This window comes from Mesorhizobium bavaricum (assembly GCF_056781655.1).
This window is the reverse complement of the sequence record NZ_CM165566.1, coordinates 5,624,217-5,637,557: the sequence shown is the minus strand read 5'-3', so window position 1 is coordinate 5,637,557 and position 13,341 is coordinate 5,624,217. Positions and strand designations below refer to the sequence as shown.

11 protein-coding genes are annotated in these 13,341 nt (G+C 62.1%); 6 read left to right on the top strand and 5 right to left on the bottom strand.

What is annotated here, in order from left to right:
- Positions 1 to 11: 11 nt before the first annotated feature.
- Entirely contained in the window at positions 12 to 2,048 is a 2,037-nt protein-coding gene (gene glgX, locus AC1RZR_RS27635; protein WP_481826598.1) for a glycogen debranching protein GlgX, read from the top strand.
- Entirely contained in the window at positions 2,035 to 3,660 is a 1,626-nt protein-coding gene (gene bglA / locus AC1RZR_RS27630; RefSeq protein WP_481826597.1) for a beta-galactosidase BglA, read from the top strand. The genes glgX and bglA overlap by 14 nt, the downstream gene beginning before the upstream one ends.
- Before the next feature lie 55 nt (positions 3,661 to 3,715).
- On the opposite strand, the gene AC1RZR_RS27625 is transcribed toward bglA, so the two are convergent.
- Both AC1RZR_RS27625 and AC1RZR_RS27620 read right to left on the bottom strand, forming a co-directional pair.
- Positions 3,716 to 5,482 carry a Tad domain-containing protein gene (locus AC1RZR_RS27625; RefSeq protein WP_481826596.1) on the bottom strand — a complete coding sequence of 589 codons (1,767 nt, stop codon included), beginning with the start codon at positions 5,480 to 5,482 and terminating at the stop codon, positions 3,716 to 3,718.
- The gene (locus tag AC1RZR_RS27620; protein ID WP_477275926.1) at positions 5,483 to 5,938 is read right to left on the bottom strand and encodes a TadE family protein; all 456 of its coding nucleotides are present in this window, start codon (positions 5,936 to 5,938) and stop codon (positions 5,483 to 5,485) included. It abuts the gene before it with no gap.
- Positions 5,939 to 6,307: 369 nt separating this feature from the next.
- Between AC1RZR_RS27620 and AC1RZR_RS27615 the strand changes: the two genes are divergently transcribed.
- From AC1RZR_RS27615 to AC1RZR_RS27600, 4 genes are all read left to right on the top strand, one after another.
- Complete coding sequence (locus AC1RZR_RS27615) at positions 6,308 to 7,900, top strand: peptide ABC transporter substrate-binding protein (protein ID WP_477275928.1); 1,593 nt, start codon at positions 6,308 to 6,310, stop codon at positions 7,898 to 7,900.
- Positions 7,901 to 8,064: 164 nt separating this feature from the next.
- Positions 8,065 to 8,988 (top strand): ABC transporter permease subunit, encoded by a 924-nt coding sequence (locus AC1RZR_RS27610; protein WP_056580795.1) that lies wholly within the window; start codon positions 8,065 to 8,067, stop codon positions 8,986 to 8,988.
- The gene (locus tag AC1RZR_RS27605) at positions 8,981 to 10,102 is read left to right on the top strand and encodes an ABC transporter permease (RefSeq protein WP_477275930.1); all 1,122 of its coding nucleotides are present in this window, start codon (positions 8,981 to 8,983) and stop codon (positions 10,100 to 10,102) included. The genes AC1RZR_RS27610 and AC1RZR_RS27605 overlap by 8 nt, the downstream gene beginning before the upstream one ends.
- A gap of 17 nt (positions 10,103 to 10,119) precedes the next feature.
- On the top strand, positions 10,120 to 11,739 hold the full coding sequence (locus tag AC1RZR_RS27600) for an ABC transporter ATP-binding protein (protein ID WP_481826595.1): 1,620 nt from the start codon (positions 10,120 to 10,122) through the stop codon (positions 11,737 to 11,739).
- A 26-nt stretch (positions 11,740 to 11,765) separates the two neighbouring features.
- Here the strand turns inward: AC1RZR_RS27600 and AC1RZR_RS27595 are convergent, their stop codons facing one another.
- The 3 genes from AC1RZR_RS27595 to AC1RZR_RS27585 form a co-directional block, all read right to left on the bottom strand.
- Positions 11,766 to 12,110 carry a hypothetical protein gene (locus AC1RZR_RS27595; RefSeq protein ID WP_477275934.1) on the bottom strand — a complete coding sequence of 115 codons (345 nt, stop codon included), beginning with the start codon at positions 12,108 to 12,110 and terminating at the stop codon, positions 11,766 to 11,768.
- A gap of 355 nt (positions 12,111 to 12,465) precedes the next feature.
- The gene (locus tag AC1RZR_RS27590; RefSeq protein WP_477275936.1) at positions 12,466 to 12,786 is read right to left on the bottom strand and encodes a hypothetical protein; all 321 of its coding nucleotides are present in this window, start codon (positions 12,784 to 12,786) and stop codon (positions 12,466 to 12,468) included.
- A 125-nt stretch (positions 12,787 to 12,911) separates the two neighbouring features.
- A complete protein-coding gene (locus tag AC1RZR_RS27585) occupies positions 12,912 to 13,220 on the bottom strand; it encodes a hypothetical protein (protein WP_481826594.1) in 309 nt (102 codons plus the stop codon).
- Between the last annotated feature and the right edge of the window lie 121 nt (positions 13,221 to 13,341).

Below are 13,341 nucleotides of genomic sequence, written 5' to 3'. Positions count from 1 at the left end.
TGAAATCTGCGATGCCGGCCGATCAGCGGCCGCGATTTGGCGGACTTGTTTCGGAGGGCGGCATTCGCTTTGCCGCATGGTCGCAGGCCGCCCGTCGGTTGTGGGTCTCGATTTTTGACGAGCAGGGCAACCGGGAAATCGAACGGCTTGAGCTGCAGGCGGAAGGCGAGGGCGTGCATGCGCGGTTCGTCGCTGGCCTTGGCCCGGGCACTCGATACGGGTTTCGCGCCGATGGCGACTACGCACCGGAGCGCGGGCTGTGGTTCGATCCCGACAAGCTCCTGATCGATCCCTATGCCGTCGGGATCGACAGGCCCTACGCCTATGACTGGCGGCTGGCCCAGCGCCGGGGCGAGGGGGCCAATACCGCGCCGCTGATGCCGAAGGCGATTGCCGCTGCCTTGCCGAACCCTGTGCAGGCTGCGCCGCCGCTCTTCCGAACCGGTGGTCTGATCTACGAAATCCCGGTGCGCGCCTTTACCATGCTGCATCCGGACGTTCCCGAAAAGCTGCGCGGTACGGTCGCTACGATCGCTCATCCGGTGGTTATCGAACACTTGAAAAAACTCGGCGTCGGTGCTGTCGAACTGATGCCGGTGACGGCGTCGATCGATGAGCGGCATCTGCCGCCGCTCGGACTGCGCAACGCCTGGGGCTACAATCCCGTCACCTTCATGGCGCTTGATCCTCGCCTTGCGCCGGGCGGCATCATGGACTTGCGAAACGCGGTCGCCGCGCTGCGCGAGGCCGGCATCGGCGTCATCCTCGACCTCGTCTTCAACCACACCGGCGAGAGCGACCGGCTCGGGCCGACGCTGTCGTTGCGTGGCTTCGACAGCCAGGCCTATTACCGGCACACACCGGACGGCAGGCTGGCCAACGACACCGGCACCGGCAACACGGTGGCTTGCGACCACCCAATCGTCCAGGAAATGGTTCTCGACACGCTCCGCCATTTTGTCCGGGATGCCGGCGTCGATGGCTTCCGCTTCGACCTGGCACCCATTTTGGGGCGGGTCGAAGGGACATTCGACGCCGAGGCGCCGTTGCTGAAAGCGATGCGCGAGGACGCGCTGCTGGGCGATCGCGTGTTGATCGCCGAGCCCTGGGACATTGGCCCGGACGGCTATCAGCTCGGCAATTTTCCACCGCCTTTCCTCGAATGGAACGACAAGTACCGCGACGATGTCAGGCGCTTCTGGCGCGGCGACGCCGGCAAGATCGGCGCGTTGGCAACCCGGCTTGCCGGTTCGTCCGATGTGTTTGCCACGAAGCGACAAAGCGCCAGCCGCACGGTCAATTTCATCGCCGCCCATGACGGCATGACGCTGGCCGACATCGTGCGCTATGAGCGCAAGCACAACGAGGCCAATGGCGAGCAGAACCGCGACGGCCACAACGAGAACCTGTCCTGGAACAATGGTGTCGAGGGCGATGCGGGCGACCCGGCCGTGGTGGCGGCTCGCCGGATTGATCAGCACGCGCTGCTCGCCACGCTGTTTGCCTCGCGCGGCACCATCATGCTGACTGCCGGCGACGAATTCGGCCGCACCCAGAAGGGCAACAACAACGCCTATGCGCAGGACAACGAGATCACCTGGCTCGACTGGGCAGCGCGCGACCAGGCGCTGGAGCAGTACACGGCGCGGCTCTCGACGCTGCGCCATGCGGTGCCGGCGCTCTCCGGCACGCGCTTCCTCACTGGCCTGCCACCAGTTGGTGCCGACATGCCTGATGTCGCATGGCTGACCGAGACAGGCGCGCCGCTCGACGAGCAGAGCTGGCAGGATCCGCAGCGGCACCGCCTTGTCATGATTCTGGGCGCCGCCAGCGATGATCAGCCCCGTCTTGCGGTGCTCATCAACGGTGATCGACGAGCCTGCATGTTCTCCTTGCCCGAGCGCGATGGGTCTTTTTGGGCGCCAGCCCTCGAAACAGGCGAGACGATGGACATAGCGCGGCCGGTGCCGGGGCGGACGGTGATCTTCATGATCGAACGGATAGCCACGCAGGCCGGCACAAGGGAGAAGCGCAATGGCGGCAGCTGACAAGGCCGGATGGTGGCGCGGCTGCGTCATCTACCAGATCTATCCGCGCTCTTTCCAGGATACGACCGGTGACGGCAGCGGCGATCTGCGCGGCATCACGTCGAGGCTGGCTCATGTCGCCTCGCTCGGTGTCGACGCCATCTGGCTGTCGCCCTTCTTCAGGTCGCCGATGGCCGACATGGGCTACGACGTGTCGGACTATCAGGATGTCGATCCGATGTTCGGCACCATTGCGGACTTTGATGCGCTGGTGGCCGAGGCGCACCGGCTCGGCCTGAAGATCATCATCGACCAGGTGCTGTCGCACTCATCCGACAAGCACGACTGGTTCGTCGAGAGCCGCGCCAGCCGCGACAACCCCAAGGCCGACTGGTATGTCTGGGCCGACACGAAGCCCGATGGCGGCGCGCCCAACAACTGGCTGTCCGTCTTCGGCGGCCCGGCCTGGGAATGGGATTCGACCCGCCGGCAATATTACATGCACAATTTCCTTGCCTCGCAGCCGGACCTGAACTTCCACAATCCGGAGGTCCAGGACGCACTTCTGGAAACGGTGCGGTTCTGGCTCGAGCGTGGCGTCGACGGTTTCCGGCTCGATACGGTCAACTACTATGTCCACGACCGCTGGCTGCGCAGCAATCCACCCCTGGCGTCAAGCGTCGCCGGCACCAACAGCGAGACCAACACCTACCTCTATCAGGAACATCTGTTCGACAAGACGCAGCCGGAAAACCTGGCGTTCCTCAAGCGTTTCAGGGCGTTGCTCGACGAATACGAGGACCGCGCCGCCGTCGGCGAGATCGGCGATGAAGGCCGCTCGCTGCAGACGCTCGCCGCCTACACCACCGGCGGCGACAAGCTCCATATGTGTTACACCTTCGATCTGCTTGGCGCACAATTCTCGGCGGCGCATGTGCGTGGCTGCATCGAAGCCTTCGAGGCAGCCGTGTCCGACGGCTGGGTCTGCTGGGCGTTCTCCAACCATGACGTGGTGCGCCATGTCAGCCGCTGGACAAGGTCGGGCAGCGATCCCGACACGGTCGCAAGATTCTCGATCGTGCTGCTCTCCTGCCTGCGTGGATCGATCTGCCTTTACGAGGGCGAGGAACTCGGCCTGGAGGAGGCGGAACTCGCCTTCGAGGATCTGCGCGATCCCTTTGGCATCCGCTTCTGGCCGGGCGTCAAGGGCAGGGATGGCTGTCGCACGCCAATGGTCTGGGAGGCCGGCGCCGACAATGCAGGCTTCTCCACGGCCAAGCCGTGGCTGCCGATACCTGCCAGCCAACGCGCCCGCGCGGTCGACGTCCAGAACACTGACGACGCCTCGGTGCTCGCGTCCTATCGGGCCGCGCTGGCGTTGCGCAGGGAGCATCCGGCGCTGGTCAGCGGTTCGATCCGGTTTCTCGATGCAGAGGGCGAAATTCTCGCCTTCATCCGGGAAGGCGGCGGCGAGAGGCTGCTCTGCGTCTTCAACTTCGCCGAGGAGCCGGGGAATTGGCCATTGCCGGCGGCTATCGGAGCTGTCGCTTCCATTGTCGGCGGCACGGCGGTTGGTGAAGAGAGCAAGCTCGCGCTGCCCGAGCTCGGGTTTTTCCTTGGTCAGCTCGGTTGAATCAGTGCTTCGGCCGCGGCTTGCAGGCAAGTGATCCCACTTGGCTGCAAGTGCCCTATTGAACGAGAACCGAGCGTCCACAGGTCGCGCCGGTGACACGCACATCGGCTTGGCCGACGCCGACTCCCAGCGCCGAAAGCACGTTATAGAGCAGGTCGTCGACCGGCGCCGATACGCCGTTCAGCACCGCCACGACTGCTGGCTTGACCGTTCCGAGCAGGGCGGTCAGATCGATCCCGAGACCAAGCGCATTGACCGATAGCGACAGGTTGTTGACCAGCGATGTGGTGAGCGACTGCGAGATGTTGCGCGTCGAAACGGTCTTGATCGTCTTGTTGGCGATGTCGGTCGCATCGAAGGTCAGCGTCGTCGGGCTGTTGTTGGTGATCGCGGTCGCGGCGGAACCCATCACCTGTATCAGCGGAATGTTGATCAGCAGCAGTCTGAGGCTGACATCCGCGATCTCCGCGTCGGTGAAGGTCTGCGGCTGGCTGAAGTCGGCGAAGCCTGAACTGTTGCTGTTGGCCAGATGCAGTGAGGCAATGCCTGGATGCGCGGCGATGGAAACCTTGATGCTGGAGGGCCCGGTCGGACAGGTGATGTCGGTCAGTTTGGCTTCGGCATACGCGACTTCGACATTGAGTGGCAGATTGACGGCCAAAAGGCTGATACCGCCGCCGAGACCGGGCGAGCCGACACCGACGGTGGCTACCAGCTTGATGCGCGTCTGGGCGGTGCGCACCACGGTTCCGATGCCATCGACCGCGAGCCACGGCGAAGATTGCATAGGCTCGCCAATGGCAATGGTAAGTGCGGTGGACAGAAGCCCGGGTACGGTGGCTCCGAGATTGACCTGAGCCTGGCTGGTACCGTTCGCCAGCACGGCGGCAGCGGTCAGCATGCCCATGGCGCTGGCGTCCACTCCAAGGCCGGCTGGTCTTTGCCCAAGCGCCAGGCTGCCGACGGAGCCGAGATCGACGAGTTTGTTGAGCGGGATCTTGAAAGTGCTGGTCGACTTGGACGCGATCGACTGCAGCGCCACCTTGGCCGTATTGCCAAGCCCGGGCACGTTGGCCATGGCCGTGGCGATCTGGCCGACGGTCGCCTTCGATGCCAGCACATCCGAATAAGTGACGCCGGTCAGGCTCAATTGTGTGGCAAGGCCGTCTATAAACGAGAACACGCTGACATCGGCCGAGATCAACCCGTTGTAATCCATGACACTAAGCGAGATGTTGCCGCCGAGAAGTCCACTGAGCAGCGCGTTGAGAATGCCGCCATTGACGCTGGCGAGCCTCGACCCGACCGAGAACGTCGCCTGCGGTGTCATGCTGGCGGTGGCATCGGTGCCGATCACGGGAGAGGGGATCAGCGAACTCGCAAAATAGCGGACGGGGATCTTTTTCAGCGTGACATGCACGGCATTGTAGGGTGTCACGCCGGCCTGGAAGCGCTGGCTGACATTGGCGCCGGATGCTGCGTAGCGCCCGCGCGTGACCGACACGACCGTTTTGCCGACGGCTGGCGCGATCGTCTGTCCCGAGCCCTGCACGACAACCCCCGGCATGCCGTTGTCGGTCAGCGTGGTCACGACAGCGGTCTCGACGTTGGTGATGTTCGAGGCAGCGGTGATCGCGGCCAGGTCCACCATGGCCTGTGCTTCGCGGCGCTCGGTGTAGATCGAGGCTTCGTCGATGGCCACTGCGGCCAGCGCCAGCGCGACCGGCGCGCTCAATGCCGTCATGACGGTGAAATTCGCTCGTCTGTCGCCCAGCATCAACCGGGCGAGCCGGCCGATCCCATCGCGCGCCCGCAGCAGCATTCAGATGCCCCCGACCCGTATCGTTGACTGGCGCTTGATCGTGCTTCCCGGCATGGCTATGCCCGGGAAGAGGTTCCAGATCGGCAGGTTGCGGGCATCGTACTGGATGGACACCACGAACTGGCTTCCGTCGGCCGTGCTGTCATTGGCCTGGTAGGTCAACTTGCTGACATCCACGAAGGGATATCCGCCGGCATTGTTGGTGACGAAGCTGGCTACGAGCGTCTGGCGCTCGGTCTGGTTCAGTCCGGCAATTGCAGTGCGGGCTGCATCGGCCGCGATCTGCTGGACCGAGTTGGCGGCGCCGAAATATATACCGTATGCAACCATTCCGAGCAGAAGGACGACGAAAACGGGAGAGAGCAGGGCGAATTCGACAGCCGAAGTTCCTGATTCTTCTTGAAATTTCTGCGTTGCTTGGCGAATTTTGGACAATTTACTTGCCTTGTTACTCATGACCGCCATGCGTCTGAGATAGAAGCGTATAGAAGGTAGTCGTAATGTAACCTATGGTTGCTTAAGAACGCATTAACACATTCCGGCAAACTGGCGCGGCCACGGATTCTCGCCGCAAAATGGCGTCGAGGTGAGGAAACCAAGTCAAGCTTCTGGTTTCGGCTGGTATTTCGGCCGTCACGGCACAGCTTTCGTCCCGCCTTACTTTGGGTGACCCAGAGAGTCTGTTGAAATAAAAATTCTCCGCGTTAGTGTTTGGCCACCAGCCGCGGGAAGGGAACCGGCGGCGCGCTCAAAGGGGTCAGATATCGGCTCCGGGGCGTCAACACGTAAAGGCGCGCCGACGGCTGCGCCAACAGGGAGAACTTCATGCTGAAAAACATGCTGAAGGCGACGGTGTTCGCCACCACCATGACGCTGGCCGCCGGCACGTTCTACACGCAGGCTTTCGCCGAGACCGTCTACAACCGTGGCACCGCCGCCGAATCGGAGTCCGTCGATCCGCACAAGACCTCGACGGTCTACGAAGCCAATGTCTTGCGCGACCTGTTCCAGGGCCTGGTCATGCAGGATGAGAAGGCCAACCTCATTCCAGGTGCCGCCGAGAGCTGGACAGTATCGGATGATGGCACCGTCTATACGTTCAAGCTGCGCAAGGACGGCGTGTGGTCGGATGGCAGCCCGGTGACGGCAGAAGACTTCGTCTACGCATTCCACCGACTGGAAGATCCGGCGACCGGTGCCGAATACGCCTCCATGCTCTATCCCGTGAAGAACGCCGAGGAAGTCAACACCAAGAAGGGCAAGCCGGAGGATATGGGCGTCAAGGCGATTGACGCAAATACTCTCGAAGTCACGCTGAAGGCACCGACGCCATACTTCCTGGAGATGCTGACCCACCAGGCGACCTATCCGGTCAACAAGGCCTCCATCGAAAAGCTTGGCGCCGACTGGATCAAGCCGGGCAAACTGGTCTCCAACGGCGCCTATACGCTCGCCGAGTGGGTCCCCAACGACCACATGAAACTGGTCAAGAATCCGAAATTCTGGGACGCCGCGAGCGTCAAGTTCGACGTGGTCAACTACATTCCGACCGAAGATCGCTCATCGGCGATGAAGCGCTTCGAGGCCGGCGAACTCGACAGCTATGACGATCTCCCGACGGAACAGCTCGCCGACCTCAAGACCAAGTTCGGCGATCAGATCCACGTCGGACCGTATCTCGGCACCTACTATTATGCGATCAAGACCGACAAGGCGCCTTGGGATAATGTCGAGCTGCGCAATGCCATCTCAATGGCGATCGATCGCGACTTCCTGGCCGAAAAAGTCTGGCAGAATTCGATGCTGCCCGGCTATTCGATGGTGCCTCCCGGCATCGAAGGCTACACGCCGGCACTGGCCAAATATGCCGACATGCCGCAGATCGACCGCGAGGACGCAGCCAAGAAGATCCTCGAGAAACTCGGCTATACGCCCGAGCATCCTTTGAAGATGGAGATCCGCTACAACACCTCGGAAAACCACAAGAACACCGCCGTGGCCATCCAGGAACAGTTGAAGCCGCTCGGCGTCGACGTCACCTTGCTCAACACCGACACCAAGACCCACTATTCCTTCCTCGAGCAGAAGGGCGACTATGACGTGGCGCGTGCCGCCTGGATCGCCGACTACAAGGATCCCGAGACCTTCCTCGGCATCTCCCGCAAGGCCAGCGGCAACAACTATTCGGACTACAACAGCCCGAAATACGAAGCGGCCATGGACAAGGCTGCCGCCGCCGGCGGCAAGCCCGAAGAGCGCATGAAGGAGCTCGCCGAGGCCGAGCGCATTCTCGTCGACGATGTCGGCCAGATCCCGCTTCTCTACTACAGCTACCACGATATCGTTTCCTCGAAGCTGCATGGCTTCGTCGACAATGTGATGGACGTGCATCCGTCGCGCTTCGTCAGCAAGGACTGATCCCTGGCCAAGCCGCCGCGCACTGAGTGCGCGGCGGCGCTGGTTTGCCATCGCATCGGCCCGGGAAGCGGAATCGATTTTCGGAAAGTTCGGTGCGAAGATTTGAAGGCTAGAGCGCAATCGTCCAGCTGGACGCGCGCTGCTCTGGATCAAGCGGGGCACCGATGCTGCGATATGTATTAAGGCGGCTTCTGACCGCCATTCCGACGCTGTTCGTCATCGTGACCATGGCGTTTTTCCTGATGCGCGTCGCGCCAGGCGGCCCATTCAACCAGGAGCGGGGGCTGAGTCCCGAGATCAGGGCCAATCTCGAAGCCCAGTTCGGGCTCAACGACCCGCTCTGGCTGCAATTCGTTCACTATCTCGGCAATCTGCTGCGCGGCAATTTCGGTCCGAGCTACAACATGCCGGATTTCACCGTCACCGAACTGTTCGCCAAGGGCCTGCCCATTTCGGTCCAGCTCGGCGCCTCGGCACTCGTCCTTGCACTTCTGCTCGGTTCCGTGCTCGGCACCATAGCCGCGCTCAACCAGAACAAGCTGGGCGACTATACGGTGATTGCGCTGGCGACCGCCGGCAGCACCATCCCCACCTTCGTGATCGCGCCGGTGATCCAGCTCCTGTTCGGGCTGACCTGGAAACTGTTGCCGATCGGTGGCTGGGGTGATGGCGCCTTCATCAACAAGGTCGGTCCGGTGCTGACGCTTGCCTTGCCGCAGATCGCCATCGTCGCCCGGCTGATGCGTGGCTCGATGATCGAATCCTTGCGATCCCACCATATCCGCACGGCACGCGCACTCGGCCTCTCCGACTGGTCGGTGGTGGTCAAGCACGCGTTGCGCGGCGCCATCCTGCCGATCGTCTCCTTCACCGGCCCGGCGGCGGCGGCACTGCTGACCGGCTCGGTCATCGTCGAGACCATCTTCTCCATACCTGGCGTCGGCCGCTATTTCGTCGATGCCGCGCTCAACCGCGACTACACGCTGGTGATGGGAACGGTGGTGGTGATCGCCATCTTCACCATCGTCTTCAACCTGATCGTCGACGTCATGTACGCGGTCGTCGACCCGAGGGTGCGCTATGACTGACATTGCAGCCACAGCTCCCGCCGTCGTCGGCCGCTCGCTCTGGGGTGATGCCTGGGCGCGCCTCAAGGCCAACCGCGCCGCCATGTTCAGCCTCTATTACCTCGCCCTGATCGGTATCGTCAGCGTGTTCGGGCCATGGTTCGTGCCGCATCAATACACGACCATCTATGCAGATTATGTGCGCATGCCGCCAAGCTTTTCGGCATACCCAAAACCCGACATGATCGAGACGGCGCTCACCGAAGCGATCAAGCGCATGCGGGTCGACATCAAGGAGTGGCGGCAGGAAGGCAATCAGGTCTTCGTCACCGTCAAGTCGACCAAACCGATCGACGACCGCAATATCCGCTATCTCGACCGTTCCGACGCCTTCGACGACACCAAGATCGAGAGCAAGTCGCCCGACGGCCTCGAAGTGACGATGAGCGCTTCGGTCAAGCAGCAGTATTTTCTGTTCGGCACCGACAACACCGGCCGCGATCTGCTCTCGCGCACGTTGATGGCCGGGCGCATCTCACTGGCCATCGGCCTGCTTGCCGGCGTCGTGGCGGTGGTCATCGGCGTGGTCTATGGCGCCGCCGCCGGCTTTTCTGGAGGCAAGATCGACGAGGTGATGATGCGCATCGTCGACGTGCTCTATTCCTTGCCCTTCATCTTCTTCGTCATCATGCTGGTGGTGTTCTTCGGCCGCAACTTCGTGCTGATGTTCCTGGCCGTCGGCGCCGTGCTGTGGCTCGACATGGCGCGCATCGTGCGCGGCCAGGCGCTGTCGATCCGCCGCCAGGAATATGTCCAGGCGGCGGAAGCCATGGGTGTCGGCCAGCGCGGCATCCTGCTGCGCCACGTCATTCCCAACCTGCTCGGCCCGGTGGTGATCTACATGACGCTGCTGGTGCCGCAGGTCATCATCCTCGAGAGTTTCCTGTCGTTCCTCGGGCTGGGCGTGCAGGAGCCGATGACCAGCTGGGGTGTGCTGATCTCAGTCGGCGCCAAGAACATCGGCACCGCCAACTGGCTGCTGCTGTTCCCCGCCTTCTTCCTCGTCTCGACGCTGTTCGCCCTGAATTTCGTTGGCGACGGCCTGCGCGACGCGCTCGACCCGAGAGATCGATAAAGATGGGAATCGCTAAGATGGCTGCTTCCGAAACGATCCTCAGCGTCAAGGACCTGCGCGTCCGCTTCCGCACGCTCGACGGCGCAGTCGAGGCGGTGAAAGGCATCAACATCCACGTCAACGCGGGCGAGACCGTCGCCGTCGTCGGCGAATCCGGGTCCGGCAAGAGCCAGACCATGATGGCGGCGATGAGCCTGCTTGCATCGAATGGTGAAGCCACCGGCAGTGTCGACTATCGCGGCCGCAACCTCCTGACATTGAGCAAATCCGACTTGAACAAGGTCCGTGGCGCCAAGATCAGCATGATCTTCCAGGAGCCGATGACCTCGCTCGATCCGCTCTATTCGATCGGCAACCAGTTGATCGAACCGATCCGCCGGCATCAAGGCTTGAATGCCGCCGCGGCGCACGAAGAGGCGCTCAAGCTGCTGCGCCTCGTGCATATCCCCGATCCCGAGCGGCGGATGAAATCCTATCCGCACGAAATGTCGGGTGGCCAGCGGCAGCGCGTCATGATCGCCATGGCGCTCGCCAACGACCCCGACATATTGATCGCCGACGAGCCGACGACGGCGCTCGACGTCACCATCCAGGCGCAGATCCTGATGCTGTTGGCCGAACTGCAACGCAAGCTCGGCATGGCGATCGTGTTCATTACCCACGATCTCGGAATTGTCCGGCGTTTCGCCGACCGCGTCTATGTCATGCGCCAGGGCGAGGTTGTCGAAGAGGGAGAGGCGGAATCCATCTTCGTCAACCCGCAGCACGCCTATACGAAAATGCTGCTGGCGGCCGAGCCGACCGGCAGCAAGGCGCCACCGCCTGCCAATGCCCCCGTTCTGCTCGAAGGCAAGAATGTCGAAGTGACATTCAGGATCGGCGGCGGGTTTCTCGCTGGCGAGCCGCTGGTGCTGCGCGCCGTCGACCACATTTCGATCAGGCTGCAACGCAACCAGACCATCGGCATTGTCGGTGAATCCGGCTCGGGCAAATCGACGCTCGGCCGCGCTTTGTTGCGGCTGTTGCCGAGTGACGGGCTCATTCGTTTTGGTGATCGCGACATTTCCCAGGCCGACCGACAGGCGATGAGGCCGCTGCGGCGCCAGATGCAGCTCGTCTTCCAGGACCCGTTCGGCTCGCTGTCGCCGCGCATGACCGTCGGCCAGGTCATTACCGAAGGGCTTTTGGTGCATGAGCCGGACCTTTCGGGCAAGCAGCGCGATCAACGCGCGGTCGAGGCCTTGAACGAAGTCGGCCTCGATCCCAACGCACGCAACCGCTACCCGCACGAATTTTCCGGCGGGCAACGGCAGCGCATCGCCATTGCACGGGCCATGATCCTGAAGCCCAAGCTGGTGGTGCTGGATGAGCCGACCTCCGCGCTCGACCGCTCGGTGCAGAAACAGATCGTCGAATTGCTGCGCAAGCTGCAGGCCGACCACGAACTGTCCTACCTGTTCATCAGCCACGATCTGTCGGTCGTGCGCGCCATGGCCGACTACATCATCGTCATGAAGCAAGGCAAGATCGTCGAGGAGGGGCCGACCGAAGCGATTTTCAGCAACCCGCAGCACGCCTACACACAGACGCTGATGGCCGCTGCGATCGACGTCACGCGTTTTCGCCTGAGCGCCTGAGCGCCTCTATCGGGTTGAGATGAGGCTCATTGCGACAGCGACGTGCATCTGCGCGCTCTTGTGCTGGCAATAGCCTCTTCCTGCTGTTTCAGCCGCTCGATCCTGGCCGTTTCACGGTCGGTGACCGCGCCCTTCACGCGCGAGCCGCCTAGCAGCCAGCGCGGTACGTTGGTGCTCGCGACCTTGCCGCGGGTGATCGCGGTTTGCGAAATGTTACGGGCGATGTCTCCCAGCGCGCTGTTGAGCTCGGTGCAGCTCATGCTGTCGTATTTGGCCGGATCGACGGTTCTGCCGATCGATGAACAGCCGGCGACGAGAAACAGCGCGATCACAAGAGCCGGTAGCGAGGCTGCCGTTGAATTCAAATTCATGTCCACACTCCGGCATCGCCGTTTCACTGGCTCTATCATATGCATCGACCTACCTAGAGCCGACGGCCACCTTCGTCAAAGTTTCCGATCGCTCCGGAACCCATGAGACGAGCCCATGGTCGCATCAACTGACGCCGGGTTTCCTGCCCAGCGGGAACGCTCTCGATCATTCGTAGTTAGTGTCCGTCGAGTGCTTCAAATCAACCACTGGCAAACGGAGAGAGCCCGTCTCAGCTGACGCCGGGGCGGGCTTTTCCTTTGCTGGTCTGCGACTTGGAGAAGGTCGTTCAGTGGTCCGCCGCGGTCTGCTGGTCCACGAGGCCCGACTCCCAGGAGCCAGGCCGGCGGTCGGCGATCAGTAACCGTCGTTTTCGATCACCACGGGGTGGTGGCGGTGGTAACGATGAGTGGAAACGGAGCCTGTCACGACGACGGTGTCTCGGCGATGATGCCGGCTTACGACGACGGTGTCTTGACGATGATGCCGGCGCCCATGGTCATAGAACGCAATTGCGCCGTGGCGGCGGTGGTGCAAGCGCTGGCCGTCCTCGTTGATGATCTTGACGTTGTTGTGGTGTCGATGGTGGGTTCTGATGACCACATCGGCTTCGGCGGCCGAAGCCATGGCCGGCAATCCCATGGAAAGCGCCAACGCGCACATGACCATTGTTTTCATTGCAGTTTCTCCATTTTCTCAATTTGCCCTTCGTCTGGATAACTGCCTCTGGTCACTTTGGTTCCGGTCCTCCCATGGCCAGCCAGAACACTTTTCGCAAGTCGAAGAACGCGCGATCGCACCGCCTAGGGCTGGGCAGGGGCTGCCTCTCGCTTGTGGTATTTGCAAAGAACGATGCGTCTAGACGCATCGTTCTCGCTCACATCAGGCAGCACAACGATCTGCCCCCAAAAATCGCAATATCTGGCTACTGCATCCGGCAGTTCTTTGCTGCTCATGCCAGAGATAGCAGCGACATCGCCTTCGCTACAGTTGGTCTTTCCAGAGAGCTGCGCTGCCGCCGCCACTATTTTGCATGAACGCTCGTCGTCCGCCTGGGAGGGCGCGCAGGTGCAGGCAAGCGCAACTGCTGTTGTGAGAACCAATTTATGCATGATGCTCCGGGCGTGGCCGGCATTCCTGTTACCGCCGTCGGCATAAGCATGCGCCGCAGCTAATACAAAGGCAAATCACCAGGCCATCTCTTGATCTCGCCAACCCGTGGAACATTAGGCC